Annotated in this window: 28 protein-coding genes and 1 pseudogene; 14 read left to right on the forward strand and 15 right to left on the reverse strand. The window is 65.7% G+C overall.

The genetic code is table 11. The features are described 5' to 3' along the window. The first annotated feature begins 77 nt into the window (after positions 1-77). Both QX135_RS18965 and fliP read left to right on the forward strand, forming a co-directional pair. Positions 78-1,136 carry a flagellar biosynthetic protein FliO gene (locus QX135_RS18965; RefSeq protein ID WP_315812660.1) on the forward strand — a complete coding sequence of 353 codons (1,059 nt, stop codon included), beginning with the start codon at positions 78-80 and terminating at the stop codon, positions 1,134-1,136. Next, the gene (gene fliP, locus QX135_RS18970; RefSeq protein WP_315738765.1) at positions 1,133-1,885 is read left to right on the forward strand and encodes a flagellar type III secretion system pore protein FliP; all 753 of its coding nucleotides are present in this window, start codon (positions 1,133-1,135) and stop codon (positions 1,883-1,885) included. Before QX135_RS18965 ends, fliP begins: the two co-directional genes overlap by 4 nt. Before the next feature lie 64 nt (positions 1,886-1,949). On the opposite strand, the gene QX135_RS18975 is transcribed toward fliP, so the two are convergent. Further along, entirely contained in the window at positions 1,950-2,645 is a 696-nt protein-coding gene (locus QX135_RS18975) for a cation transporter (protein ID WP_409999350.1), read from the reverse strand. Positions 2,646-2,678: 33 nt separating this feature from the next. Between QX135_RS18975 and QX135_RS18980 the strand changes: the two genes are divergently transcribed. Then, positions 2,679-3,086, forward strand: a complete 408-nt coding sequence (locus QX135_RS18980) for a helix-turn-helix domain-containing protein (protein ID WP_316179132.1) — start codon at positions 2,679-2,681, stop codon at positions 3,084-3,086. 86 nt (positions 3,087-3,172) lie between these two features. Here QX135_RS18980 and QX135_RS18985 read toward each other — a convergent pair. From QX135_RS18985 to fliL, 6 genes and pseudogenes are all read right to left on the reverse strand, one after another. Further along, positions 3,173-3,408 (reverse strand): annotated as a pseudogene (locus QX135_RS18985) (hypothetical protein). Between the two features lie 40 nt (positions 3,409-3,448). Then, the gene (locus QX135_RS18990) at positions 3,449-7,207 is read right to left on the reverse strand and encodes a tetratricopeptide repeat protein (RefSeq protein ID WP_315812662.1); all 3,759 of its coding nucleotides are present in this window, start codon (positions 7,205-7,207) and stop codon (positions 3,449-3,451) included. A 103-nt stretch (positions 7,208-7,310) separates the two neighbouring features. Beyond that, positions 7,311-8,081, reverse strand: a complete 771-nt coding sequence (locus tag QX135_RS18995) for a flagellar protein FlbB (RefSeq protein ID WP_315812663.1) — start codon at positions 8,079-8,081, stop codon at positions 7,311-7,313. Then, the gene (locus QX135_RS19000; protein ID WP_315716016.1) at positions 8,078-8,557 is read right to left on the reverse strand and encodes a DUF6468 domain-containing protein; all 480 of its coding nucleotides are present in this window, start codon (positions 8,555-8,557) and stop codon (positions 8,078-8,080) included. Before QX135_RS19000 ends, QX135_RS18995 begins: the two co-directional genes overlap by 4 nt. Next, positions 8,554-9,756, reverse strand: a complete 1,203-nt coding sequence (gene fliM, locus QX135_RS19005) for a flagellar motor switch protein FliM (RefSeq protein WP_315738772.1) — start codon at positions 9,754-9,756, stop codon at positions 8,554-8,556. The genes QX135_RS19000 and fliM overlap by 4 nt, the downstream gene beginning before the upstream one ends. Before the next feature lie 20 nt (positions 9,757-9,776). After that, positions 9,777-10,271, reverse strand: coding sequence for a flagellar basal body-associated protein FliL (gene fliL, locus QX135_RS19010; protein WP_315738773.1), 495 nt, complete (start codon positions 10,269-10,271; stop codon positions 9,777-9,779). A 377-nt stretch (positions 10,272-10,648) separates the two neighbouring features. On the opposite strand from fliL, the gene flgF reads away from it, so the two are divergent. The 6 genes from flgF to QX135_RS19040 all read left to right on the forward strand — a co-directional run bounded on the left by flgF (position 10,649) and on the right by QX135_RS19040 (position 15,108). Then, positions 10,649-11,410, forward strand: coding sequence for a flagellar basal-body rod protein FlgF (gene flgF, locus QX135_RS19015; RefSeq protein ID WP_316179130.1), 762 nt, complete (start codon positions 10,649-10,651; stop codon positions 11,408-11,410). Positions 11,411-11,432: 22 nt separating this feature from the next. After that, positions 11,433-12,221 carry a flagellar basal-body rod protein FlgG gene (gene flgG / locus QX135_RS19020; RefSeq protein ID WP_315738775.1) on the forward strand — a complete coding sequence of 263 codons (789 nt, stop codon included), beginning with the start codon at positions 11,433-11,435 and terminating at the stop codon, positions 12,219-12,221. A gap of 19 nt (positions 12,222-12,240) precedes the next feature. Next, entirely contained in the window at positions 12,241-13,308 is a 1,068-nt protein-coding gene (flgA, locus tag QX135_RS19025) for a flagellar basal body P-ring formation chaperone FlgA (RefSeq protein ID WP_315739125.1), read from the forward strand. 5 nt (positions 13,309-13,313) lie between these two features. Beyond that, the gene (flgH, locus tag QX135_RS19030) at positions 13,314-14,093 is read left to right on the forward strand and encodes a flagellar basal body L-ring protein FlgH (RefSeq protein ID WP_316179127.1); all 780 of its coding nucleotides are present in this window, start codon (positions 13,314-13,316) and stop codon (positions 14,091-14,093) included. A 386-nt stretch (positions 14,094-14,479) separates the two neighbouring features. Continuing rightward, complete coding sequence (locus tag QX135_RS19035; protein ID WP_315738779.1) at positions 14,480-14,815, forward strand: type II toxin-antitoxin system RelE/ParE family toxin; 336 nt, start codon at positions 14,480-14,482, stop codon at positions 14,813-14,815. Further along, the gene (locus QX135_RS19040; RefSeq protein ID WP_315738781.1) at positions 14,815-15,108 is read left to right on the forward strand and encodes a helix-turn-helix transcriptional regulator; all 294 of its coding nucleotides are present in this window, start codon (positions 14,815-14,817) and stop codon (positions 15,106-15,108) included. Before QX135_RS19035 ends, QX135_RS19040 begins: the two co-directional genes overlap by 1 nt. A gap of 54 nt (positions 15,109-15,162) precedes the next feature. On the opposite strand, the gene QX135_RS19045 is transcribed toward QX135_RS19040, so the two are convergent. From QX135_RS19045 to QX135_RS19060, 4 genes are all read right to left on the reverse strand, one after another. Then, positions 15,163-15,954: a 2-keto-4-pentenoate hydratase gene (locus QX135_RS19045; protein WP_316179124.1), complete on the reverse strand. Its 792-nt coding sequence runs from the start codon at positions 15,952-15,954 to the stop codon at positions 15,163-15,165. Positions 15,955-16,247: 293 nt separating this feature from the next. Then, positions 16,248-18,347, reverse strand: a complete 2,100-nt coding sequence (locus QX135_RS19050; RefSeq protein WP_316179122.1) for a sensor histidine kinase — start codon at positions 18,345-18,347, stop codon at positions 16,248-16,250. Positions 18,348-18,552: 205 nt separating this feature from the next. After that, a complete protein-coding gene (gene dksA / locus QX135_RS19055; RefSeq protein ID WP_170323279.1) occupies positions 18,553-18,918 on the reverse strand; it encodes an RNA polymerase-binding protein DksA in 366 nt (121 codons plus the stop codon). 228 nt (positions 18,919-19,146) lie between these two features. After that, the gene (locus QX135_RS19060; protein WP_316179120.1) at positions 19,147-19,758 is read right to left on the reverse strand and encodes an NAD(P)-dependent oxidoreductase; all 612 of its coding nucleotides are present in this window, start codon (positions 19,756-19,758) and stop codon (positions 19,147-19,149) included. Between the two features lie 144 nt (positions 19,759-19,902). Here QX135_RS19060 and QX135_RS19065 point away from each other — a divergent pair, with 144 nt between their 5' ends. Then, positions 19,903-20,277, forward strand: a complete 375-nt coding sequence (locus QX135_RS19065) for a helix-turn-helix domain-containing protein (protein ID WP_316179118.1) — start codon at positions 19,903-19,905, stop codon at positions 20,275-20,277. 14 nt (positions 20,278-20,291) lie between these two features. Here the strand turns inward: QX135_RS19065 and QX135_RS19070 are convergent, their stop codons facing one another. Then, on the reverse strand, positions 20,292-20,705 hold the full coding sequence (locus tag QX135_RS19070; protein ID WP_315738785.1) for a flagellar assembly protein FliX: 414 nt from the start codon (positions 20,703-20,705) through the stop codon (positions 20,292-20,294). 269 nt (positions 20,706-20,974) lie between these two features. Here QX135_RS19070 and QX135_RS19075 point away from each other — a divergent pair, with 269 nt between their 5' ends. The 4 genes from QX135_RS19075 to QX135_RS19090 all read left to right on the forward strand — a co-directional run bounded on the left by QX135_RS19075 (position 20,975) and on the right by QX135_RS19090 (position 23,627). Then, on the forward strand, positions 20,975-22,099 hold the full coding sequence (locus QX135_RS19075; RefSeq protein ID WP_315738786.1) for a flagellar basal body P-ring protein FlgI: 1,125 nt from the start codon (positions 20,975-20,977) through the stop codon (positions 22,097-22,099). Then, the gene (gene flgJ / locus QX135_RS19080) at positions 22,099-22,485 is read left to right on the forward strand and encodes a flagellar assembly peptidoglycan hydrolase FlgJ (protein WP_315756568.1); all 387 of its coding nucleotides are present in this window, start codon (positions 22,099-22,101) and stop codon (positions 22,483-22,485) included. Before QX135_RS19075 ends, flgJ begins: the two co-directional genes overlap by 1 nt. A 56-nt stretch (positions 22,486-22,541) precedes the next feature. After that, positions 22,542-23,027, forward strand: a complete 486-nt coding sequence (locus QX135_RS19085) for a hypothetical protein (RefSeq protein WP_315738789.1) — start codon at positions 22,542-22,544, stop codon at positions 23,025-23,027. 213 nt (positions 23,028-23,240) lie between these two features. Then, positions 23,241-23,627 (forward strand): hypothetical protein, encoded by a 387-nt coding sequence (locus QX135_RS19090; protein WP_315738790.1) that lies wholly within the window; start codon positions 23,241-23,243, stop codon positions 23,625-23,627. A 92-nt stretch (positions 23,628-23,719) separates the two neighbouring features. Here QX135_RS19090 and QX135_RS19095 read toward each other — a convergent pair whose 3' ends face one another. From QX135_RS19095 to QX135_RS19105, 3 genes are all read right to left on the reverse strand, one after another. Then, positions 23,720-24,088 carry a hypothetical protein gene (locus tag QX135_RS19095; protein WP_316179113.1) on the reverse strand — a complete coding sequence of 123 codons (369 nt, stop codon included), beginning with the start codon at positions 24,086-24,088 and terminating at the stop codon, positions 23,720-23,722. Between the two features lie 32 nt (positions 24,089-24,120). Next, positions 24,121-24,486 (reverse strand): flagellar biosynthesis regulator FlaF, encoded by a 366-nt coding sequence (gene flaF / locus QX135_RS19100; RefSeq protein ID WP_315738793.1) that lies wholly within the window; start codon positions 24,484-24,486, stop codon positions 24,121-24,123. Between the two features lie 365 nt (positions 24,487-24,851). Then, positions 24,852-26,423 carry a flagellin gene (locus QX135_RS19105; RefSeq protein WP_315738794.1) on the reverse strand — a complete coding sequence of 524 codons (1,572 nt, stop codon included), beginning with the start codon at positions 26,421-26,423 and terminating at the stop codon, positions 24,852-24,854. Positions 26,424-26,569 lie beyond the last annotated feature (146 nt).

The following is a 26,569-nucleotide window of genomic DNA, read 5'->3' on the forward strand; positions in this document are numbered from 1 at the left end:
GAAGCTCCGTTCGCTGCCGGCGATGCGTTGGACAGACGAGAGACTTCGAAAGGACGCGGTATTTGCCGGGGACAGAGATGCAGGCACTGACGTTCTTTTTTGCATTCGTGGCGGTGCTGGCTCTGATCGGCCTCGCCGCGTGGCTGGTCCGTCGATTCGCGGGCAATCGTCTCGGCACCAACCCGAATCGCGGCCGCATGCCCCGGCTTGCCGTAATCGATGCCGCCGCCGTCGATGGCCGCCGCCGTCTCGTGCTCGTGCGCCGTGACAACATAGAGCATCTTTTGATGATCGGCGGGCCGACCGACATCGTGGTCGAATCCAACATCGTGCGCGCTATGCCGGCGCGCGAGCAATTGCCGCAGCGGCCGGGCATCAATGAAGAGCGGCCGGCGGCGCGCATCGCGCCGCTGCCGGATGCGCCGTCCTGGGCCGACAACGAGCCGAAGACCGAGGCCGCCGAGCATGCCGAGCCGCAGATGCCGGAGCCGCCGCAGCGCCCGATGCGGCCGTCGTTCATCGATGAGGTTCGCCGCACGGGGCCGGCTGCTGCTGAGCGGCGTGAGCCGGCACCGGCGTTCCCGCCGGAATCACCGCTCCCTCCGCGCCGTCCCGATCCCCGCCAGGACCTCCGGGCGGACGTCCGTGGAGAGCCGCGCGGCGGCGACGAAGCCCGCCTGGAGCCGCGCCCCGAGCGGGCGCCCCGCGGTGAACCGGTGATGCCGCGCCCGCTGCGCCCCGCCGAGCCGCAACGGCCGGCAGAGGCGCCGCGCCCCTCCGAGGGGCCCCGGCTGCCGCCGGTGCGGAGCGCTGAACGCGCAGCCGAGCGCGTCGAACGCGTGGCGGCGCCGCCGCTGCCGCCGGTTGCGCAGATGCCACCGCCACCGCCGCCGGTTGCGCCGCCGCCCGCAGCGGCCGATCAGAGCGCCGAAGCCAATCTGGCCGAGATGGCGCAACGGCTCGAGGCCGCGCTGCGGCGTCCATCGGCCGATCCGTCGGCTGCTCCAGCCTCGGGTCCCCGGGCGGCCGCACGCAGCGAGCCGGCTCCGGCGCAAGCCGCGCCGGTCAAGACCAGCTTCGAGAATCTGGAGGACGAGATGGCCTCGCTGCTCGGACGTCCGAAGTCGTCTCAGTGAGATCGCTGCTTCCCCCGCGTAGAGTTGTCTTCATCGCTGTTCTGACTGCCGCCGGTTTACTGGCGGGACGTGCTGCTGCGCAGGACATCAGCATCAATCTCGGCGCCGGCGGTGGCGGCGTCACCGAACGCGCGGTCCAACTGATCGCGCTGCTCACGGTGCTGTCGATCGCGCCGTCGATCCTGATCATGATGACGTCGTTCACGCGCATCGTGGTCGTGCTGTCGCTGCTACGCACGGCGATGGGCACTGCGACCGCCCCGCCCAACTCGGTCATCATCGCGCTCGCGATGTTCCTGACCGCGTTCGTGATGGGGCCGGTGTTGCAGAAATCCTATGAGGACGGCATCCGGCCGCTGGTCGAGAACCAGATCGGCGTCGAGGACGCGCTGCAGCGCGCCTCGGTGCCGCTGCGCGGCTTCATGCAGAAGAACGTGCGTGAGAAGGACCTGAAGCTGTTCATGGACCTCTCGGGCGAGCCGCCGCCGGCGACGCCCGACGACCTGTCGCTGCGCATCCTGGTGCCGGCCTTCATGATCTCCGAGCTCAAGCGCGCCTTCGAGATCGGTTTCCTGCTGTTCCTGCCGTTCCTGATCATCGACCTCGTGGTCGCCTCGGTCTTGATGTCGATGGGCATGATGATGCTGCCGCCGGTCGTGGTGTCGCTGCCGTTCAAGCTGATCTTCTTCGTGCTGGTCGACGGCTGGTCGCTGGTCGCCGGCAGCCTGGTGCAGAGCTACGGCGGGTAGGTTTCACCTGTCATGATGAGCGAGAGGCAGTAGGCTCGTGTCTCCCATTGACGCGTACCCTCGATCAGTTCGCCCGGATTGGGCTTGCGACGGGGCGCGATGTGGAGGAGCCGCGCAACTCGATGCGAGCTCGCTGTATGATGTGCCAGCCACCGCTCAAACCAAGCGCGGCCATGATCGCCGCCACAATGAGATCCGGCCACGCCGTGCCGGTGCCGAACACACCGGCTGCGGCCGCGAGCACGGCGATGTTGCCGAGCGCATCGTTCCGGGAGCAGATCCAGACTGACCTCATATTCGCGTCGCCGACGCGGAAACGGTAGAGCATGACGGCCACGCCTGCATTGGCGACAAGAGCGAGCATGCCGACGACCCCCATCGTCCTCGCCTCCGGGAGGGTGCCTGCAATTGCGTGCCAGACAGTGGAGGCAAGGACAAGGACGCCAAGCAGGACGAGCGACCAGCCCTTCAGAAGGGCGGCGCGTGCTCGCCAGGTCAACGCGAGTCCCGCCACTCCGAGGCTGATCGCATAGTTGGCCGTATCACCGAGGAAGTCGATTGCGTCCGCCTGCAGCGAGGCCGACCCGGCCGCCACGCCTGCTGCGATCTCGGCCAAAAACATGGCTCCATTGATGACCAACGCAATCCAGAGCGCACGACGCCAGCGGGGGCTGTCCAGTTCCCTCGGAGGGGAAGACGAACAGCAGTCATCATGACAACCAGCCATATCGTCGCCTCTTACAAGATGATGCGACGTCATATATGGACCCTGTAGCCACTACAGGGTCAAGCCATGTCGCGACTGACCATCGGAGACCTCGCGAAGCGGACCGGCACCAAGGTGGAGACGATCCGGTACTATGAGCGGATCGGTCTGCTACCGGTTCCGCCGAGAACCGAGGGGAACTACCGCGCCTATGATAACCGCCAGCTCGGGCGACTGAGCTTCATTCGGCGTGCCCGCGATTTGGGCTTCTCCATCGAGCAGGTCCGTGACCTGCTGGACCTTGCCGATCAGCGAGACCGCTCATGCGAAGCGGTCGACGTCATCGCGGGCCAACACCTCGCAGAGATCGAACGCAAGATCGCGGACCTCGTGGCGCTGCGTGACGAGCTTGCCGATGTCATAGGGCGCTGCAAGCACGGCGCCGTTGCCGACTGCCGCATCATCGAAGCGCTTGCGCCGCACGGTTCTGACTGAACGAGCGCGACAATTGCCGATCTGCTGGCTTCGCAAAGCAGTCTCGAACTTTCGTCTTGGCGCGCTTCGGACGGATTCAGAATCGCTCACCCCGCGACGTCGTACTGCTTGCTCAGCTCGTCGCCGATCTTCACCAGCATCGACACGCTCTCCGGATAGCCGGTGCGCGTCGCCGTGCCGGGATCGGCCTTGGCGCAGAGCTCCATTTGGTGCCCCAGCGGAGCACCGAGATCGCCATGCCGTCGGGACAACCGACCCGCGCCTTCAGCTCCGCCTTGGCCATCGCGATGAGCTCGGCTTCGGTCTTGGTCGGCTTCGTCATGTCGCCAGGTCCTCCTGGCTACACGCCTTGACGCACGACGTCATCGACCCGCGATCGCCTGCTTGACGCCCTGGATGCGCGGCAAGGCGCCGGTCGCCTCCGACGGGGCCTTCGCAGCATCCTTGCCGCCGTCCGGTCCTTTGCCGGTGGCATCCGGGAAGCGCGCCCGCATGTCGCGCAGGAAGCCGTCGAGCGTATCGACGCTCGACGCCATCTTCGCGATCTGCGCGAATTCGGCGCTGGAGCCGCTCGCCGGCTTGCTGGCGACGTCGAATGCGATCTTGTCGGCTTCGCCGGTCATCAGCGGCGCATATTTCTCGCGGAAGCGGGCGAGGCCGATGGCGTCGTCGGCGAGCGCATAGCCGACCACGGCGCGCAGGATGTCGCCGCGCTCCGCCGGATTGAGCGGGCGGAAATCGCGCCAGCGATCGCCGTAATAGAGCTCGATCTGCTCGGACGCCTCGCGCCAGCGCCGCGACGCCCAGTAGATGTCGGAGCGCAGCCGGATCGCCTCGCGGCCGCCGATGTTGCTGATGATGTCCAGTCCGAGGTCGTAACGCCCGATGTCGCTGTTGGCGCGGGCTTCCAGCAGCAGCCGCTGCTGGCGCAGCTCGCCCGCGAGATCGGCGATGCGCGTGGTGCGCAGCGCCTCAATGGCGCGTTCAGGCTTGCGGTTGGTGAGATAGACCATGGCGAGACGCGCGGCGACCTGGGCGCGCGCCGCGCCTTCGAGGCGGTGGTCGACCTGGTATTGCAGAAGCTCGGCGGCCTGATCGAGCAGATCGATGCCGACCAAGCGGTCGGCGAGCTTGCGGATCATCTCGTCGCCGCGGCGGCCGATCGGCGTCAGCTCGCGAAACCCGTAGAAGATGCTGAGCGCATCGACCGGCGGCAGCTCGTCGGCCTTGCCGTTCAAGAACAACTGCGAGAACAGGCGGGAGGCTGCATCCTGGGCCTGCCGCGCCAAATCGGAGTTGGGCATCAGGCGGGTGGCCTGACGCGCGGCCTCGAGCGAGTCCGCATAGCGCCCCGCCTCCTCGTAGAGCTGCGCCATCATCTGCAACGTCTGCACCTCGATGGCGTCGCCGCGCCAGATCGCCTGCAAGGTCTCCAGCTCCTTCAGCGCGTCCGGCGGCTTGATCTCGCCGCGCTTCTGCAGAAGCTTGATCTCCAGCAGCTTGGCCTCCGCGGCCGCAAGGCGGTCGTCGGAATTGACGGCGAAGCGATAGTCGTCGAGCGCATCCTTCTCCTGCGCCATCGCCTCGGCGAGCCGACCGCGCAGCACGGCGATGTCGGGCTTCATGTCCGCGGGCACGCCGATCACGTCGAGCTCGGCGCGCCGCTTGGCGGCGCCGGCGAAATCCTTGATCTCGAGCGCCGACTTCATCGCATCCGCGATCACGACGCGCTGCAGGTCGAGCGGCAGCGAGGCGATGGCGAACTCGACGTTCTTCAGCTTCTCGCGCGCGTCGGCAAACTTGCCCTGGCGGGCGAAGGCGAGGCCCTTCCACATCTGCGAATCGAAATTATTGCCGATCGACGGAGTGGCGAGATCCTTGAGTCCCTGGTCCGGCCGGCCCATCAGGATGCTCGCCACCGCGTGGATCATCAGCATGGCGGTCTCGTCGGTGCGCGGGTCGGCGTCGGAGATCATCAGATTGGTGACGCCGCGCGCTTCCGGATACATCGCTCGCGCCATGTAGAAGCGCGCCAGCGCCAGCCGCGTCTGCGCCCGCCGCTCCGGCTCGGCGTTCGCCGCGGCCTTGATCAGCAGATCCTCGCGCGGCACGAACGGCTGGGTCTGGTTCTGCTGCCATTCGTCGATGTCGAACATCGGCCGTACGGCGGTCGGCGCCCGCTCCGGCGAGAAGCCGATCGACGACAGGGTCAGCCCGCCCGGCCGGCCGAGGATCACCTTGTCGGGCGCGATCTCGACGGCGACGTCATCCGAATTCGGACGCACCGCGATGCCGTGGATCGAATCGAGCAGCGACAGGTCGACGAAATCCTGGCGCTTGATGAAGCCGCGGATCGGCGGCGGCGCCGTCACGACCAGCAGCGTGTCGCCGGCATCCGGGTCGGTCAGCCGGTGCAGCATGCCGGCTCCGGGATTGGCGAGCGGCACCATGACATTGGCGAGCGCGGGATCGGTGACGTTGCGCATCACCATCAGCGGCTGCTGATTGGTCAGGCCCTTGTCGGCGAATGACAGGGTCCAGCTGCGCCCGCCATCGTCGCTGCCGAGCGAATGCATCTGCGGGCGGTTGAGGCGGATCCGGATCGCCTGCCCCTTGTCGAGCGGCGTCCTGTTGACCTCGCCGATGATCGCGCCGCCCTTGGCGCGGATGGGCTCGACGTCGACGGGCTTGGTCGAATCGAACACCATCCATACCGTGTCGCCGCGGCGGAACAGCGCCGCCGGCGTGACCTGGCCGAAGCCGAAGGTGAGCCGCAGGCCCTCACTGTCGCGCAGGGCCTCCAGGGTGGCGGCTCCATTAGCTGCCTTCTCGGCCGGCTTGGTTTCGGCGGCCTTGGTTTCGGCAGACTTGATCTCGGCAGACTTGGTCTCGATAGGCTTGGCGGCTTCGGCTTTGCCCGCCTCCGACTTCATCGCCTCGGACTTCGCTGGCTCGGATTTGGCTGCTTCGGATTTGACAGCTTCAGGCGCAGCAGCTTCAGGCTTGGGGGCCTCGGGCGCGGCTTCGGCCTTCGCGGCGGCCGGCGCGGCAGCAGCCGCTGCCGACGGCGCAGGCTCGGCTGCGAGCTCGGTGGCTGGCGCCGCGACCGCAGGCTTGGTCTCCGTCTTCATCTCCTTGGCGATGGTGTCGGAGGTCGGCGGCACGATCTCGGGCTGCGCAGCCTGCTTCGGCTTGTCGCCATTGGGTTTGCTGCCGTTGGGCTTCTCGGCCGCGGCCGCCTTGGCGCCCGGCAGCGTGTCCGAGGAGACTGCGGAGACCTTCTTGTCCGGCTGCTGATAGGCGACGTCGATGTTGTAGTTCTTCTCCTCGCGGAAGGCGCGAACGTCGACCTCGCCGACCAGGCCGAGCTCGACGACGGTCCTGCTGCCGTCGATGCGCTGGTTGATCGCGGCGACGTTCGGCGGCGCGACGAGCTTGGCGTCGGCGAGATCGAAGGACAGCGGCGCGGTGAAGAACAGCGACAGCTTCTGGTCGTTGAGCACCGAGGAGATGCCGACACCGTCGGGGATCTCGAATACGAAGCGCACGAAGGTCGGCTGCACCAGCGCGCGCACGCGGATCGGCGGCCGCTTCTTCGATTCCGCCTCGGCGCGCTGCAGCCGCAGCGCCCGTTCGGCGGCGCGCGCTCGCTCGGCGAGCTCGCGCACGACCTCGGCCGGCAGCGGCGGCGGCGGGCCGGTCCAGCTGTCGGGCAACAGATCGATGAAGACGCGTTCGCCCGCAGTCATGGTGTTGACGCGGACCTTGCGCGACAGCGACAACCGCAGCGCCGAGCCGTCGGGGTCGCCGCGGGCCGACGAGATGTAGTCGGGCGCCGCGTCCACCCAGCGGTCGATCGGAACGGCGGCGGCGCGATCGAACCTGATCAGCAGAATCGAGCCGGCGGTGGTGACGTCGGCGTTGATGTCCTCGGAGAATTTCAGCACCAGCCGCGCATAGCCGTCCTGAGCCGACAGGCTCGCCTCGCCCGGCACCGGCGCAGCGCCTGCCGCGACCGTGGACAGCACCAGGCCGATGACGATGGCCGACAGCAGCGCAAGGCCAGTGCGCGCCCGTGCGCGGGCCTTCGACCGCAATCCAATGGGAGTCGTGCGCGCCATGGTCACAAGCTTCCGGTTCGACATCCGCAACTTGACGGATACGCCTGCCCCGCCACGCCGGAAATCTAGGTGTCGGCGTTTAAGGGCGCATTAAACATGCGGCTCAATTGCTCTTCACGGGCACGATCTTGCCCTCGATCTTCGGCAGCTCGGCGCTGGTCTCGGGCCTGTCGGCGCCGGCCCGGCGCGCCAGCTCGACGGTGAGCCGTTCGGCCGCCTCCGGCGTCATCAGTCCGAGAATGTCGGACATCTTGCGTGGCGCGATCTGCGAGGCGATCTCGATCAGCACCGACATGTCGAGCCGGTCGAACACCTTGGCGGCATCCTTCGGCTTCATGCCCTCGTACATCGTGACGATGCTCTTGAAGCGGGCGTTGTCGGCCTCGGTCTTGGCGGCCTGCGCGCCGGAGATGCGGCCCTCGATCGCCTTCATCTCCTCCGTCTTGGATTGGATGCGCTGCTCGGCGGCGCGCAACAGGCTCTCGCGAATGTCGATCTCTCTCGCGCGCGCGTCGAGCTCCTGGCGACGCGACTGCAGCCGCTCGAGGATCGCCTTCTCCGCCGGCGACACCTGCTGCTGGTTCTCCTCGGGCTTGATCACCACGCCCTCGGGCTTGGTGTCCGGAGCGGCGGGCTTGGGCGCCTCCTCCTTCTTCTCCTTCGGTGCGCCGTGCGTGGAGCCGGTGACGATGTCATTGTCCTCGCGGCCCGGATAGCCCAGGTTCTCCTGGGCCCAGGACCGCTTGGTCGGGTGAGGGTCATAGTCGAAAACGTAGCCGCCATCGATCACGAGGCCGGCCACCTTCAGGACCGCAAGACAGGCCACCGCGATCAGGACGACGGGAATGACGCGGATGTTACGAAACGCATTCATGCGGCAAGGCCACCAGTCCTTCGACGTTCGGAGAATGCCTGGGCCGCGGCGGCAACCGCCTTGGCACCGGAGACGCGCACCGGCTCGGTCGTGATCGCCGGCACCGGCGCAGGCGCCGGCTCGGGCGCGGCTTCAGGCGAGGTGATGGGTCGCGCGGCGCTGGCGATGCGCGACAGCCGGCGCACCACGCCGTCGCTCTCGGCGAGCTGCTTGCGCAACTGGTCGGACATCTGCGTCGCGGCGGCGAGCTGATTGCCGAGATTGTCGTTGACGTCGCGCACGGCGAGCTTGAGGCCGCCGATCGCCCGCTCGGCGATCTCGGTCGCGGTGATCAGCTCCGCGATCACGGCTTTGAGCGAATGCTCATCCGCCTTCAGCCGCTTCAGCCTGGAATTCAGCAGCATGCAATAGCCGATGGTCAGCACCAAAAGGACCGCCACCAGGCTTTCGATGATCAATCCGAGGGAGTGGTTCATTGGGCCTCCATCAACTTGTTCTGGCCTTCGGAGCCTTCGAACATCGCAAGCGTCGTATTCGGCTTGCGCAAATTCTTGGTGACACGGATCGCGACGCGGTCGCCGACCCGGCCCATCCGCCCCTCCGTCAGCATGGTGCTGCCGCAGCGGACCGCGACCAGCGCATCGGGACGGATGTCGAGCGGCAGGGTGTCACCGACCTTCAGCTTCATGAGCTGCTTCAGCGGCACGTCGGCCTCGTAGAGCACGGCGTCGACGGCGATCTCGGCCTTGGTGATCTCGGTGGCGAAGTGGCCTTCCCAGACGGGATCGCGGCCGAACTTCTCACCCATGAACATCTGCAACAGCACCGGCCGGATCGGCTCGATCGTCGCATAGGGCAGCAGCAGCTCGATGTTGCCGCCACGGTCTTCCATGTCGATCCGCAGCTTCACCAGGATCGCGGCGTTGGCGGGCCGGCTGATCGCGGCGAAACGCGGATTGGTCTCGAGCCGGTCGATGGTGAAGCGCACCGGCGACAGCGGCCGGAACGCCTGCTCGGCATCGCTCAGCACCACCTCGATCAGGCGCTTGACCAGGTTGGTCTCGATCGTCGTGTAGGGGCGGCCCTCGACGCGGAGCTGGGTGTTGCCGCGGCGGCCGCCGAGCAGCACGTCGATGATCGAATAGATCAGGGTCGAGTCGACGGTGGCGAGCCCGAAATTCTCCCACTCCTCCGCCTTGAACACGCTGAGCACGGCGGGCAGCGGGATCGAGTTCATGTAGTCGCCGAAGCGCACCGAGGTGATGCGGTCGAGCGAGACTTCGACGTTGTCGGAGGTGAAGTTGCGCAAGGAGGTCGTCATCAGCCGCACCAGACGGTCGAAGACGATTTCGAGCATCGGCAGACGCTCGTAGGAAACCATCGCCGAATCGATGATGGCGCGAATGCCGGAATGGTCGTCGAGGCTGACCTCGCCGGCGGTGAAGCCGAGGAGATTGTCGATCTCCTCCTGCGACAGCACCCGCTCGCCGCCGTTCTTGGTGGCGCCGAAATCGCGGCTGCCGTCCTCGACCATCGCGGCCCATTGCAGAGCCATCGATTCGGTGAGTTCATTGGCTGCTGCGGCTTCCGCGGCCTCTGTGGGATCCTCCGAGTCGAGCGAGGCTTCCCATTGCGCGGCTATCGCATCCTGGTCGACTTGATCGTTGCCCGCCATGATCGTTGAGCTTCTTTGCCTTACTGGACCACGATTTCCTTGAACAACACCGCGTTGACCTGGTTCGGCGCCAGCGCGACGTTGACCCGCTTGGTGAGCTCCTCCTTGAGCCTGAACAGGCCCGCCGAGCCGTTGAGGTCGCTCGGCCGGAGCTCACGCAGATAGGTCTGGAAGATGTCGGTGACGCGCGGCAGCGTCGGCTTGATCGTCTCGACCTGCTTCTCCTCCTTCACCTCCAGCACGATCTTCACTTTCAGATATTGGACGCGGTCACCGGGATTGCCGACCAGGTTGACGAGAAGGTCCGGCACCTCGACGAAGGCCGGCGGCTTCGGCGGCGGCGCCGCCTCGGCGTGATGCTCGTCGTTCTTGTGGCTGAAGAAGAAGAAATAGGCCGCACCACCGACGCCGAGCAGCGCCAGCGCGCCGACGACCATGATGATCAGCTTGAGCTTGCTCTTCGGCGAGCCTGCTTGCTCCTCGCCTTCGCCTGCTCCGGCGTCGTTCTCGGCCATGGCTTTCGGATCCTTCCGGAAAATCGAGCCGATGCCGCCAGAAAGCTTAATGACGCGAAACCAACGCTCCCAGCGCATCTGCGCTTTGTTGAGGGAACGCTACGGTAACAATGGTTAACGGAAGCTTTCTTTTGCCGAGGCGGTGGGAAAAACTTGCCGGGCAATTATGGTTAGCGAGACGTTATTGCCGGGCGTTCTGAACCCGGGCTTAAATCCAAATCGTTGATTTATCGATAGATTCAGAGTTGGCACAGCTTTCGCTGTACCCCTTGCGAACCCGCCGGCTTGGGAGAGCCGAACGGTTCGTTGAAGACCCGATCGAGATCGCCTTGGGAGAGGTGCCGCGAACGGGATTCGTTAAAAGGGGAGATCGACCGGTGGAGAATGCGCTTCTCATCGGATTGTCGCGGCAGATGGTGCTGGAGCGGCAGCTCGACGTCGTTGCCAACAACGTCGCCAACGTCAACACCAACGGCTTCAAGGCCGATCAGCAGCTGTTCGAGGAGTATCTCTCCTCCGGCGCGCATGAAGACAATTTTCCGGGCGCCGCCCGCAGGGTGTCCTATGTCCAGGACCGCGGCACCTATCGCGACTTCTCGCAGGGCTCGATGCAGCGCACCGGCAACGCGCTCGACGTCGCCGTCACGGGCGACGGCTTCCTGACGGTGCAGACCGCGGCCGGCGAGCGCTACACCCGCGACGGCAACCTGCACATGAACAATCTCGGCCAGCTCGTCACCTCCGCCGGTGACCTGGTGCTCGGCACCGGCGGTCCGATCGTGTTTCAGCCGACCGACCACGACGTCAACATCTCGCCCGACGGCACCGTGACGGTGGTCGAGGGCGTCAACCGCACCGACTCGATCCGCGGCAAGCTGCGCATCGTCAACTTCGCCGATCCGCAGGCCGCGCAGAAGCAGGGCAACAACCTCTACGCCGCCGCCGGCGCCATCCCGCAGCAGGACACCAAGTCGACCATCCAGCAGGGCTACATCGAGAAGTCGAACGTCAGCGCGGTCGGCGAGATGAGCAAGATGGTCGAAGTGATGCGCGCCTACACCCAGGTCGCCAACATGCTGCAGGTCCAGAGCGACCTGCGCAAGAACGCGATCGAGAAACTCGCCGACGTTCCGGCCTGACAGATCTTGAAGGAGACGTGACATGCAGGCGCTTCACACCGCTGCGACCGGAATGGCGGCCCAGGAACTCAACGTTCAGGTGATCTCCAACAACATCGCCAACCTGCGCACCACCGGCTTCAAGAAGCAGACGGTGGCGTTCCAGGACCTGATCTACGAGCATATGCGCCGCGTCGGCGCGCAGTCCTCCGACCAGGGCACGATCCTGCCCGTCGGCATCGACATCGGCGGCGGCGTCAAGACCGTCGGCACGCCGCGCTCGATGACGCAGGGCACGCTGTCGCAGACCGGCAACGATCTCGACCTCGCGATCTCGGGCGAGGGCTTCTTCAAGGTGCTGATGCCCGACGGCACCTTCCAATACACCCGCGACGGCACCTTCCAGATGGACAATCAAGGCCGCATCGTCACCGCGCAGGGAAACCCGGTGCAGCCGACGATCACGATCCCGCAGAACGCCTCGGGCATCACCGTCAACGCGCAGGGCCAGGTCTCCGTGACGCTGCCGGGCTCGACCACCTCGAACATCATCGGCCAGCTCCAGGTCACCCGTTTCATCAACAAGGCCGGCCTGCAGCCGGTCGGCAACAACCAGTTCACCGACACGCCGTCGTCGGGCGCACCGCAGGACGGCGTCGCCAACCAGGATGGCCTCGGCAGCATCACCCAGGGCAGCCTGGAGCAGGCCAACGTCGATGTCGTCAGCGAGATGAGCGAGCTGATCGCCGCCCAGCGCGCCTATGAGATGAACGCCAAGGTCATTTCGGCCGCCGACCAGATGCTGCAATCGACCACTGCGCTGTTCCGCTGAGGTTCGAAGGGAGATCGCCATCATGACCCGCACCGTCCGTCCCTTCCTGCTCGCAGCCGCCCTGCTCGCCTCGACCGCGCTGTCGGCGCTGGCCGGCGAGGCCGACGACCAGATCAAGGCGCCCGTGCTGCGCTCCACCGTCAACGTCACCGGCGACATCGTGCGCGTCGGCGACCTGATCGACAATGCGGGCGTCGCGGCCAATATCGCCGTCTACCGCGCGCCCGATCTCGGCACGACCGGCGTGCTGCCGGCCGCGCAGGTGATCGCGACCCTGCGCACCCACCAGGTCATCGGCGTCGAGGTCCGCGACATCAAGGAGGTTGCGGTCACGCGGCTGGCCCGCGCCATCGACGCCAAGGAGATCAGCACGGCAGTGGCCCAGGCGCTCGATCACCGCAACGGACTTGGCGATGCCGCGAACCTCAGCATCAGCTTCGACCAGCCGGTGCAGGATCTCAAATTCGAGGCCTCGACGTCAGGCACGCTGGCGCCGACCAGCGCCCGCTTCGACCCCCGCAGCGGCCGCTTCGACATCACCTTCGAGCTCGGCCATGCCAATGGCGCGAGCCCGACCAAGCTGCGCTACACCGGCACGGCGATCGAGACCGTCGAGGCCGTGGTGCTGACCCGCAACATCGATCGCAACGAGATGATCCGCTCAGGCGACCTGCAGACCGAGCGGCGGCCGCGCGCCGAGCTCGGCGGCGGCGAGCCTGCCTCGCGCGAGCTCGCAGTGGGCATGCAGATGCGCCGCGCGGTGCGCGCGGGTCAGGCGCTGAAGACCACCGACCTCGCCAAGCCCGACCTCGTGCAGCGCGACCAGGCGGTCACGCTGATCTACCAGACCGCCGGCATCTATCTCACCACGCGCGGCAAGGCGCTGGAGTCGGGCACCGAAGGCGACGTCGTCAGCGTGCTCAATCTGCAGTCCAAGCGCACCGTGACCGGCCGCGTCTCGGGTCGCGGCCAGGTCTCCGTCGACATCGCCGTCGCCAAGCCGGCGCAGACCTCCGAAGCCGACATCGCCGCGCCCGTCGCCGTCGCCAGCCGCCTTCCCACCTCCGCCACCCCGAAAGCCGAGTAAGTTTCATGTCGAAGTTCAAGTTTGATGGTCGGGGCGCCTCGAGCCTGCGCCGGGTTGCGCTGGTCTCGGTCTCCTTCGCAGTGCTGTCGATGGCCGGCGGATGCTCCTCGATCGACCGGCTGTCGCAGATCGGCGAGCGGCCGAAGCTGACGGAGATCGACAACCCGACCACGCAGCCGGGCTACAAGCCGGTGCAGATGCCGATGCCCAAGCCCGAGACGGTGTCCTACGCGCCGAACTCGCTGTGGCGCAACGGCTCGCGCGCCTTCTTCAAGGACCAGCGCGCCCGTCAGGTCGGCGACCTCCTGACCGTCACGGTCAGCATCTCCGACAAGGCCAATTTCGCCAACGAGACCCAGCGCAGCCGCACCAACAAGGAGGATTCGGGCATCACCGACTTCATCGGCGCGAAGACGCTCGGCGTGCAGGCGCAGAAGGTGCTGCCCGGCCGCATCCTGACCGCCGACGGCACCTCGTCCTCCGACGGCAAGGGTACCATCCAGCGCTCGGAATCCCTGACCACCAGCGTCGCCGCGGTGGTGACGCAGGTGCTGCCGAACGGAAACCTCGTCGTCGAAGGCAAGCAGGAGATCCGGGTCAATTACGAGATCCGCGAGCTGATCGTGGCCGGCATCGTGCGGCCCGAGGACATCCAGAGCGACAACACCATCGACTCCACCAAGATCGCCCAGGCCCGTATCTCCTACGGCGGCCGCGGCCAGATCTCCGACGTCCAGCAGCCGCGCTACGGCCAGCAGGTGATGGACATCCTGCTGCCGTTCTGAGGCGGAGATCACATCGAAAGGCCGGGCGGAGCCAACCACGCCCGGTCGCCGCGAAAGCTCCGACCTGAATGTCTTGGGTCGGCAATCGGACAAGGATGAAGAGACACGATGAAAATCCCTCCCCGGAGGGTCAGACAAGGACTTGGCCGAGCGCGACACTGGTCATGAGATGATCCGCAGCCGCCGCCCTTCTCTGAAAGCGAGCTCCCACATTGCCCAATGCGAACCTAGGCGCAGCGGGCGATGTATACGCGGCCTCCGGTAGCTCCCCTGCCGGAGGCCGTGTTCGTTTACTTGCCTAGACAAGTGTCGTTCACTTGGCGATCAACTGAGAGCCTGCTCAGCATTTTCCCTGTTGCAGAACGTACCAAAAATGGTACATTTCAATGAAACGGCTACCGGCGTTCTTCTACGCGCTGCCATCCGGCCGCGAACCCGTCCGGGACTGGCTCAAGGAATTGCCTGCCGAGGATCGTCGGATCCTCGGCGAGGATATCAAGGACGTCGAGTTTGCTTGGCCGATCGGGCTTCCTCTGTGTCGGCCATTGAGTCATGGACTGTGGGAGGTTCGCAGCAGCCTCACGCAGGGCCGGATCGCCCGTGTGATCTTTTGCTTGCGAGACGGCCGGATGATCCTGCTCCATGCCTTCATCAAGAAGAGTCAGAAGACTCCGGCATCCGATATCGAATTGGCCGTCAAACGCATGAGAGACATTTCGTGATGCGCGCACCTAAGACTGCCGGCAAGGTCGGCTCTGCCTTCGACGACTTTCTGAAGGAGGACGGTCTCTACGAGACCGTGACGGCGCGCGCGATCAAGCGCGTGCTGGTACGGCAGCTCGAGGAGCTAATGAAGCGCGAGGCGATCTCCAAGACCGAGCTGGCGGCCCGCATGGAGACCAGCCGCGCCCAGCTCGACCGGCTGCTCGATCCCGACAATGAATCCGTCACGCTCGGCACGCTGGCGCGCGCCGCCAGAGCCGTAGGCCGTCATCTGCGCATGGAGCTCGTCTAGCTGGAGCGGAGCAACGCCCCGCTCAGAGATCGGCAGGTCTTCCTCGACGCGGGATCACATGAACGCCGCCTCGACCACACCGAGGCCGTCCAGCTCCATCCGCACCCGGTCGCCCGCGCTCAGCCATATCGTCTTGACCAGGCTGCCGGTCAGCACGAGCTGTCCGGCCTCGAGCCCGTCACCACCGGCGGCGAGATGATTGGCAAGCCAGGCCAGCGCGTGGACCGGATGTCCCAGCACATCCGCACCGGTGCCCTCGCCGACCAGGGTGCCGTTGACGATGGCACGGCCCTGCACCGCGGCCAAGTCCGCTACGGCAGCGCGCGGGAGCGCCGGGCCGAGGACGCAGCCGGCAGCAAAGAAATCGTCGGCGACGAGCGTCGGCGCCCCCAGCGTCTGCCATTGCACATAACGGTCGTCGACGATCTCGATCGCCGCATGACAGTCGCCGATCGCCTCGACGACACGATCCATGGTGAACGGCGCGTCCAACGGCAGCAGGTCGTGCTTGAGCCGCACGGCGATCTCGCATTCGACGCCCACGCGGACGAAGTCGGCCGTGCGCAATCCGACCCCCGTCTGGTGAACGCCGCGCGCGAACACCCCGCCGGAGCAGGGATGCGGAATACCAAGATAGTCCTGCATCACCTTGCTGGTGCAGCCGATCTTGTAGCCAGCGAAGTCACCGGCCTGTTCGGCGAGCAGCCAATGGACTTCACGCTGGATCTCGTAGCCGGCAGCTTCATCCTTCGGCTGAAGCTGCGGCGGCAGAGCGCCCAAGGGCGCCCGCCGCTTGCGGGCATCTACAATCAGTTGCGCAGCGGCAAGGATCTCGTCTGCTCCCATGGCCCTTCAACTCCCCTGGCCCGCGGCCCGAACCGGCATCGCAGGATTTATGGTGAACGGATTGTTTATTAACGAGATTTTGGCTCCCATCTCAGCTTCATCAACAATTTGAGACGGCGCGGCCGCGGGCGCAAGCGGCACTTTCAACCGACCAGCCGCCCATAACCAGTACCTCGCTCATCGGAATTGCCGTCTCTGCGTCGATACCCCGGACGTGGGTATGGCAGAGCGCGATGGCGAGGCCATGTGAGGCCATGTCAGGACCAGCCGAGTGGCGCTTCGCGCGCTGACGCTCAACTCGCCTCGCCCGTTGCGGCCATCGAGCTCTCGTCACGTGTCGTGAGCCAGGGCAGCTCGAACTGGCAGGTCAGCCCGCTCTCGGCAAATGTGCGCTGCAGATGCCTGACCGTGCGGGTCAGCAGCCGGCTGCCGAAGCCGACCACCGGAGGCTCGCGCGCCGGCGGGCCGCCGCTCTCCTGCCAACGGACATGCAGCGCGTCCTGGGCCAACGACCAGCTGACATCGACGTGACCGTTGGGCGTGGTGAGCGCGCCATATTTGCTGGCGTTGCAGGCCATCTCGTGGATGACGAGAGCCAGCTGCGTCGTCAGCTCGACCGGGACCAGGATGGCGGGGCCGCTGGTGGCGAGTTGATCCGGTGTGCTGGCGAACGGCGCGACCTGACTCCTGATGAGGGCGGCGAGATCGGCGCCCTGCCAGTCGTTCTCGGCAAGGCTCGTGTGCGCCGTCGCCAGCGCATGCAGGCGTGACGTGAAATCGCGGACCTTGGCGTCGTGCCGCGGCAGCAGCTGATGCGCCAGCGATTGCACCACGGCGAGGCTGTTCTTGACGCGATGGGCGAGCTCATGCACGAGCAGCTCGCGCTTGCGGTCGGCTTCCTTCGCGGCCGTGACGTCGATGTTGACGCCGATCATGTACGGATCGCCGCCGCCCTCGCCGCCCAACATGCGGGCGCGCGCCTCGATCCACCGGATCGAGCCGTCGGGCAGCGCCACCCGCCACTCCGAATCGAGCTCGCCGGTGATCAGCGCCTGCTTGTTGTCCCGATCGGCACGCGCCTGGTCCTCGGAATGCACCAGCGCCAGCCAAGCGTCATAGGTCCCTGGGAACGTGCCCGGCGCGAGCCCATAGAGTTCTTCGATCTCATCGGACCAGTGGCTGGCGCCGGATCTGCCGTCCCAGGTAAAGGTGCCAAGCCGTCCGTATTTCGCGGCGAGTTTGAGCTGCCCGGCCGTGCGCGACGCATCGTCCCTGGCTTGGGCGAGCATTCCGAAATTCTCCTGGATGACGCGCGCACTCTCCGCCTGCGCCTTTTCGGCCGCAGCCAGTCGGGCGTTGAGCGCCCGGACCTCCGGAGGATCGGAGGGCGCGGCCTCGCCGGGGATGGCGCTCTTGACGGCGATGCTTTCGAGCGGCCGGGCGATGCTTCGGCCGATGCCGGCCGCCAGCAGCAGCGCCAGGGCGCAGATCGTCGTTGCCACCATGGTTGCGGTCTGCACCGTCGAGGAGATCGCCTGGGCGAAAGCCGCCTGCTTGATGCCGACCCCGACCGTCCAGTCGCTCAGCTGGGGACGCGCATTGGCGTTGATGACACGATCGCCCTCGATCGATGGAAACTCGGCGATCCCCTCGGCCTTGGCAGTCGCCCGCCAGCCGGCCGACGCCGGCTGCCCGATCGTGGTGGCGTTCTTCGGAATGCGCGAGATGTAGCGGCCCTGGCCGTCCATGATGCCGACGAGCCAGTCGGCCGGCAGTTGCTGCTGGGCCAGCAGCCGGGTGTAGTTCGCGGCCGGCATGGCGATCGACAGGCAACGGAACGGCTTGCCATCCTTGACGACGGGGACATCGACAGTCGCCACCCACGCGCCGGAATTGGGACCGGTGAAGATGTCGGAGATCGATGGCCTTCCTGACTGAAAAGCGCGCTCCTGCGAGTGCCGGCCTTCGGGCGTGCGCTCGCCGAGCGGCTTGCCCGGCGTCGCCCCGGTGTTGAGTAGGATGCGGCCGCTCGCGTCCGACACGATGATCCAGCCTTCGCCGCTGACCGCACCGACGCGGCGCGCCTCCGCCTCGAAGTCGCTGAGATCGGCCGCGCTGAGTTCAGGAGACTTCGCCAGCACCTCGGCGAGCGCGATATAGCGCCGCAATTCGGCGTCGACAGCTCCGGAGATCGTCTGCGCGGCATAGGACAGGCCGTGCCGAATTGAGGCGTCGGCGGATTGCGCCATCGACACGATGACATAGGCAATCAGTCCGACGCAGGGCAGGAACAGAATGCCGGCCAGCAGAAGGAGGCGTCCCTTGATGCTCAGGGCGCCGTAGGAGCGCTGCATCGTCGCCAGCGCGCCTCTGGCTATGTCCGGCTCGCCCATGATTCCCCGCGGCGTTCCGAGATGGAACCGCAGTTAATTCAGCAGGCGCGAAAAAGTTCCTGACGTTCGGAAAACCAAGGGCGCTTGCGCTCGCTCCCGCACAGCCTGTGCGGATCGCACAAGCACCGTCTCAGCCGTCAACAGATACTGCGGCCGCACCCGGCAGGCGGCCGCAATCCCCGCTCGTTCAGGTCAGTGTCGCGACCTACTCGTCGCGATAGACCTTTTCACGCTTCTCGTGGCGTTCCTGCGCTTCCACCGACAGCGTCGCAATGGGCCGGGCCTCGAGCCGCTTCAGCGAAATCGGCTCACCGGTCTCCTCGCAATAACCGTAGGTGTTGTCCTCGATGCGCTGGAGCGCCGCGTCGATCTTGGAGATCAGCTTGCGCTGGCGGTCACGGGCGCGAAGCTCGATCGCCCGGTCGGTCTCGGACGACGCACGGTCGGCGAGGTCCGGATGGTTCACGTTCTCCTCCTGCAGAGCCTGCAGGGTGAGCTTCGATTCGCGCAGGATCTCCTCCTTCCATGCCAGCAGCTTGGCGCGGAAATAGTCGCGCTGGCGTTCGTTCATGAAAGGCTCTTTTTCGGAAGGTTTGTAGTTCTTCAACTTTTCCAAGGTCAGCCCATCTGTACGTGCTGGCGCCGGTTTCGGCACCGGCGGACGGAATACGCCCGTTCGCGGCCGCGTTATATAGCGGCCTCATGTGACAGACAATATTTCGATCGGCACGGGCGCCCCGCCGTTCGGGCCGTTGCACAGGCAAATTCGGCCGCAGCCGGCGGGACGCCGCGGACGGCCTCAGTAACCGACCGTGAAACGGGCCCGCCGGTGCGCCGGACGCTCGATTTCGTCGGCCATCGCGACCGCGAAGTCCTCGAAGGTGATGAAACTCTTGCCGTCGGCATCGACCAGCAACTGGTCCGTTCCGAGCCGGAACTTGGCGGTCCGGGCACCGAAATCGATCATCGCCGAGGGCGACAGGAAGGTCCAGTCGAGCTCCTTCTCCTGGCGCAGACGATCGAGGAACGCGGCGCCCTTCTCCGCTTCGGCCTTGTAGGCGGCCGGAAAGCCGGGCGTCGTCACCAGCCGCACACCCGGCGCGACCTCGAGCGAGCCGGCACCGCCGACCACGAGGTAACGCGATACGCCGGAGTCCTTGGCCGCCCCGACCAGGGTCTCGACATCGCTGGCCGAGAAATGGATCGCGCTGATCGCGACGTCATGGCCGGCCCAGAGCTTTGCCAGCGCGGCGCGGTCGTTGGCATCGCCCCGCACCGCCTTGACGTTGGCGTGACCGGCGATCTTCTCCGGGTTGCGGGCGATGCCAGTGACCTGGTGGCCGCGGCTGGCCAGCTCGGCGGTAATGCGGGACCCGGCACGGCCGGAGGCGCCGGCGACGGCGATCTTCATGGGGAGACTCCTATGTTCGAGATCACGAGGTCGGATCCGAGGTCTGGACGAAGCCGCCTCGGTATCCGATAGTGACTAGATAGCGGAACGAATGCTGGTGTTAAGAGCGCACTTTAAGATCACCTGGTCACGCCGGAGTAACCGATGAGAGCCGCGAACGTCTATTCGGCCGACTGCCCAACGCGACAGATCCTCGATCGCGTCGGCGACAAATGGGCCGTGCTGATCCTGATCCTGCTGCGCAACGACCCCTTGCGCTTCAATCAGTTGCGGCGGTCGATCGAAGGGATTTCGCAGAAGATGCTGTCCCAGGTGCTGAAGAGCCTGGAGCGCGACGGCCTGGTGCGGCGGCGCGCGATCGCGACCGTCCCGGTCACCGTCGAATATTCGATCACGCCGCTCGGGCTGACGCTCGCCGCCGCGGTCGATCCGCTGCGCGACTGGGCCGAGCGCCATCTCAAGGAGGTCACCGCCGCGCAGCGGCGCTACGACGCGCAACAGCCGTCGAAGGCGGCTTGAACGCGCGAAGCGTCTCAGCTCCGCCCGGCCTTGGCGAGCTCGACCTCGACGCGCAGCTCGATCTCTGAGAGGATCGCATCCAGTCCCGGGTCGCCCGAGGTCTGCTTCAGGTCGGCCGCGGCATCGCGCAGCCGCAGCGCCATCGCGGTGTCGAGCTTGCCGGACAGCAGCGTCAGCTTGAGATCATCGAGCACGTCGAGCGCGCGCTTGCCGCGCTGGACCGAGCGCTTGCGGCGCTCCGCCGGCTCCTCCTCGATACCCTGCAGCGCCAGCAGCGCATCGATGTTCGCCGTCTGCTTGGGCGCGAGCGTCGCGCGCGTGTCCTGCGTGGTGCCGACGTCAGGCAGCTTGAAGCCGCTGGACGAGGTTTTCCGCGTGGAGCTGGTCGACGAGCCCAGGGTCGTGCCGTTCGGTCCGTAGATGCGCATCGATGGCTCCCGCAAGCTTCGCGTGTCGAGCGGGAGATTGGCTCCGCCGTGGTTAACGGTGCGTAAACGGCCCGGCAAATTCTGCCGGGGCGGCAGCTTCGTTCCCCCGGAGTCCCCCTGGACCGCGACAAAGCTTCGAGTCGATTTCACACTCTTTCAATGAGTTAGCCCGGAGCATCGCCGTGGCACGACGCTCGCATAGTTAACGTCGATCATGCGGTCATGGGAGTGGCCGAGTGATCACTTGAAGAGTTCGAGGGGAGCATAGGATGCGACGCGTCCGAACCACGCGCCTGTTTCAGGTCGCCTGCGCCGCCGTGCTGGCGCTGGCATCTACCGTCATGTCTGCGAATGCGACCTCGCGGATCAAGGATCTCGCCAATATCGAGGGCGTGCGCCAGAACCAGTTGATCGGCTATGGCCTCGTGGTCGGCCTCAACGGCACCGGCGACACGCTGAACAACATCCCGTTCACCAAGCAGTCGCTGCAGGCGATGCTCGAGCGCATGGGCGTCAACATCCGCGGCGCCACCATCCGCACCGGCAACGTCGCCGCTGTCATGGTCACCGGCAACCTGCCGCCATTCGCGACGCAAGGCACGCGCATGGACGTCACGGTGTCCGCGCTCGGCGACGCCAAGAACCTGCAGGGCGGCACCCTGCTCGTCACCCCCCTGCTCGGCGCCGACGGCAACGTCTATGCGGTGGCGCAGGGCTCGCTCGCGATCTCCGGCTTCCAGGCCGAGGGCGAGGCCGCCAAGATCGTGCGCGGCGTGCCGACGGTCGGCCGCATCGCCAATGGCGCCATCATCGAGCGCGAGATCGAGTTCGCCCTGAACCGGCTGCCGAACGTGCGGCTCGCCCTGCGCAACGCCGACTTCACCACCGCAAAGCGCATCGCCGCCGCCATCAACGATTTCCTCGGCGTCAAGACCGCCGAGCCGATCGACCCTTCGACGGTGCAGCTCAGCGTTCCCGCCGAGTTCAAGGGCAACGTCGTCGCCTTCCTGACCGAGATCGAGCAGTTGCAGGTCGATCCTGATCTCGCCGCCAAGATCGTCATCGACGAGCGCTCCGGCATCATCGTGATGGGCCGCGACGTGCGCGTGGCGACCGTCGCCGTGGCGCAAGGCAACCTCACCGTCACGATCTCCGAAAGTCCGCAGGTCAGCCAGCCCAATCCACTGTCGCGCGGCCGCACCGTGGTCACACCGCGCACCAGCGTCGGTGTCACCGAGGAAGGCAAGAAGTTCGCGGTCGTCAAGGACGGTGTGTCCTTGCAGCAGCTGGTCGACGGCCTCAACGGCCTCGGCATCGGTCCCCGCGACCTGATCAGCATCCTGCAGGCCATCAAGGCGGCGGGTGCGATCGAAGCCGACATCGAGGTGATGTGATGGCGACGTCCTTCATCGACTCCTATCATGGCCGCGTCGCTCTCAACATGCCGACGGCCGCGGCCGTCACCGCGCCGCGCACCGATCTCGATCTCGCCGAGGCCCTGACCAAGGTCTCGCCCAAGGCGCAGGCCAGGGCCAAGGCGACGGCGACCGACTTCGAAGCAATGTTCCTCAACAGCATGTTTTCGCAGATGACCAGCGGCGTGAAGGGCGAAGGGCCGTTCGGCGACACGCCGGGCACCGGCGTCTGGCGCTCGATGCTGACGGAGCAATATTCCAAGAACTTCGCCAAGGCCGGCGGCGTCGGCATCTCCAACGACGTCTTCCGCACTCTCATCCTGCAACAGGCCGGCAGCAGCTCCGGCGCCAACGGCAAAGCGTAAATGTTCGCGTGACAAGCGCGTGGGCGGCAAACGCTCACGCCGAAGGGAGTTATGAAATGACCGCACAGGGCCAAGCGAAGAAGACGACCTACGCCGCCGCCACCAGCGCCGCAGAGGCACGCGCGCTCGCCGACGAGATGGTGAGCGTCATGAGCGAGCTGATCGCGGTCATCGAGCAGGAGACCGAGCTGGTCCGCGCCGGCAAGCTGCGCGAAGGCATGGCGTTCGGCCCGAAGAAGACCGAGCTGTCCCGCCACTACGTCACGACCGTGGGCCGCCTCAAGGCGAGCCAGGAGTTCATGAAGCAGACCGCGCCGGAGCTGCTCGCCACCCTGCACCGCCACCACGACACCTTCCGCGCCCTGCTGCAGGTGAACCTGACCGTGCTGGCGACTGCGCACGCGATCTCGGAAAAGATCGTGCGCGGCGTCAATGCCGAGGTTCAGCGCAAGAACATCCCCAGCACGTATACCGCCGGCGGCCGCCGCGCCGCCCCGGGCGCACGGCACCTCACCCCGCTCGCCGTCAGCCGGACGCTCTGAGCCTCACCACCGGCACCCCCCACTGCATTGCAGCGCCGCGCCGCCTCGAGGGCTGCGCGGCCGTCGCCGTTTAACGCTCGGATAAGCTTAAAAGGCCCTGGCGAATCACAACGCGCCGTTCATCCTATTTCCTAACATAACGTTGATTGGTCATCGGCATAGTTGCAAGCGGGATGGGTTGGGAATTGACTCGATGGCCATGAGGAGGCTGCCATGAGTTCCGATTTCAGCGTAAGAGCGGTAGGGACGCCAGCGTCCGTTCCGATAATTCCGCCGTCGAGCCAGGCGGTGGTGAGCGCTGTTCCAACGGACCTTCCTCCCAGCCAGACCGTGACCGCGGCCGAGCCTGGCGCCTCCGTGCGCAACGACGTCCCGGTCAACGTCGCGAACGATCTGTCGGTGTCGCGGCAGGCCTATTACGATCGCGCCGCTGCCGCCCTGGTGTTCCAGGTGGTCAACCGCAAGACCGATCAGGTCGTGACCCAATATCCGGATGAGGCCGTGCTGCGCCGCCGGGCCTACTTCAACACGCTCGACCTTCAGAAGGATATGCAGAAGGCGGACGTGCCGCGCGTCGTGGCGACCGATCGCACCGCCTGAGCCCCCACGGGGCCTACCGCTTCATTCCGCCGCCGCCTGCACGCCGCCCCACCGGGCGGCGTTGCCGTATCGAGCGGCGCAGCTTTGGCGGATCAACTGCTCCGGGTCGCGTAGGCGGTGTCGAGATAGGTCTGGCCCGAGGCGGCGTCGGTGACCACGTTCTTGATCTGGGCCTTGCCGTTGCCGGTCAGCGTGAACTTCGTATCGCCGATCCCCAACGCATTATCCTTGATCAGCACGTCCTGATACTTGTTCACGCCCTCGCTCTGGTCGCGAACCTTGGCGTGAAAGCCCTTGACGTTGGAGACCGAGACCGTGAACGACTTCCCGTTGGCATATTTTCCGCTCCAGCCGCCCTGATAGAGCGTCGGATCGACGGCCACGTATTTGCTGTTGCTTCGCGCCGTACTGAGCAGGTTCGACTTGTAGGACGCAGACAGGATGCTGGTGATATCGGTCATCACGACGCGCCACCCGCCCCTGTCCCCGACGGTCAGCTCCGCCCGGACAATCCCGCGGCGATGTGGCAGTTGATGTCGATCAGCGACTTGAGCTTCGCCGGATCCGGATCCATCTGCATCTCGATCGTCTGCTTCATCACGAACACGCCGATGTTGGCGATGTTCTGGCGGATGTCGAGCGGATTCGGATTGTCGTCCGCCTCCATCGCGCTCATGAAGATCGTCCACAAGCGACGATTGAAGAGCAGAGCCTTGTACATGTTGCGATCAGGGCCGCTCCAATTGGCCTGGACTTCCTGCAGCTGCCGTGCCGCTTTCAACAGAGCCTGAGCTTCGATCTCCCGTGGTGATGCCGTCGTCTGCGACGTGCGGGCATAGGCTTGAGCGGCATATGACATCAACTACTCCGGACTGACGCAGGGACACGACCAAACTGCTCAGGTTTTGTACTTTGCGTGCCTTTAAAATATGGTTAGCGGCCGTTAGCGGAATTCGTTTCGTAGCGTCACGGAGCACCGCAAATCGCCTTGTTTGGTGCACCTCTTAATTTCTTGCGAACGCGATGATTCAAAATGTCCGGACGAGGATCGTACGTTGTTCATCACGCCTCGGCGGCGCGAACTACACGAACAACGGCGCCTTCACGCAGCTCACCCACCGACATCGAACGGAGACCCGCGCTGCCACGCACGGCATAGCCAAAAGCAGAAGCGGCGGGCATGGCCCGCCGCTTCGATGAGATATCATTCCAGCGCGTTCGCGCTCAGCGCAGGAGCTGCAGCACGCTCGCCTGCGACTGATTGGCCAGCGCTAGCGCGGAGACCGCGATCGACTGGCGGGTCGACAGCGCCTGGCTGTTGGCCGCCTCCTCGTTGGTGTCGGCCAAGGTCAGGTTCGACGAGCCGGTCTGCAGCACGTTGATCAGGTTCTTGTTGAAGTCCTGACGGATCTGCACGATCGAGAGGTTCGAACCGAGCGACGACGCTTCAGAGCGGATCGCAGTCGATGCACTGTTCAAGGTCGTGAGCACCTTGTTGGCCGAGTTGCTGTCGAGGAAGTCGCTTCCGACCACCAGCGCCGATAGGCCGAGACCGGTGCTGTTGAAGGTCACGCCGGTGATGTTCAGCGTGGACCGTCCGGTCTCGTTGAACACCAACTTGAGCGTGTCGCCGTTGAGCAGGTTGATGCCGTTGAACGAGGCGTCCTGCGCCGTGGTGTTGATCTGCGCCAGGACGTTGTTGTACTGCGCGATCAGGCCGGCACGCGTCGTCTGGGAGTTGGTGTCGGCCACCGGGGTCGATGCCGTCACGCCGTTAAAGGCCATGCTGGCCGCGGTCGAAGAGCCGGCGACCGCGCCGATCGTCGACGATGCCGCTTCGTTGGTGGTGAGGATCGTAAGCTGACCCGTCGTGCTCAGGCTGGCCTGCAGGTTGTTGGTCGCGAGAGCCGTATTGAGCTGTGCCAGCGTCGAGATCTGCGAAGCACCTGTGCCGAACGTTATGTTCGTTGCGACGCCGCCTCCTGTCGAGGCAATTGTCAGCGTCTGTCCTGTCAAGGCTGGCGGATTTCGTGTGGTCGTGCCGGCGGTCAATCCGAGCTTGGCCAGGGCCGTGCCCGATACTGTCAGATCCTGCGCCGTGCCTGTCGCCAGCTGGATCTTGCCGGCTGCCACCGTGGACGGCGTTGCGGTGGCTCCGGTCACCGAATCGATGGCAGCCAGGAGGTTGCTGACGGTGTCGCCGACGCCGATGTTGGTACCGGCCGAGACCGAGCCGGCCACGAAGGTGAACACGACACCGTTGACCACGAGCGTATCGCCGGTGGTGACGCTGCTCGCCAGGTCGTTCGAGGTCGAGCTCGCCGTACCCGACAGCCTGGTGGATCCGGTGATCGCAACGGCCGAGCTGAGGTTGTCGTTGTTGACCGCGCTGCCGGTCACGAAATTGTTTGAGGAGCTGCCGAGCAGGTTGTTCGCCGTCGCCCCTGAGATGACCGCGGAGGTCACGCTCGACTTGGTGGTGTACCCCGTCGGGGCCTGGAGGACCTGGCTTGCGATCGACTTGGCGCTATCGACGAGCTTCTGAAGCGAGGTGAGACCGGTATTCGCAGCCTGGAGAACCTGGACACCGTTGCCGATGCTGTCGAGCAGATTCGCAATGTCGCTCGCGCGGTTGTTGAGCGATTGCGAGGTGAAGAATTCGGTGGGGTTATCGAGCGCCGTGTTGACCTTGTTGCCGGTGGCCAGGTTGTTTTGAGTCGTGGCCAGCAGCGATGCGGTGTTTTGCAGCGCCAGCAGGTTTTGGCGAACCGAAGCCGAGAGAACGATACCGGACATATGTGTGAAACCTTCCTAGTTATTCACCAGGAGGTTCTAGTCCAGCCACTTTTAAAACATGGTTAATGGCGCTTTAAATTTCTTGCTTAACGACTGGTTGCGATCCTGGGCTCCACTCGCGTCCGGTTCCGTGCCAGTATTGATAC

It is taken from the genome of Bradyrhizobium sp. SZCCHNR1098 (assembly GCF_032489375.1).
Lineage (GTDB): Bacteria > Pseudomonadota > Alphaproteobacteria > Rhizobiales > Xanthobacteraceae > Bradyrhizobium.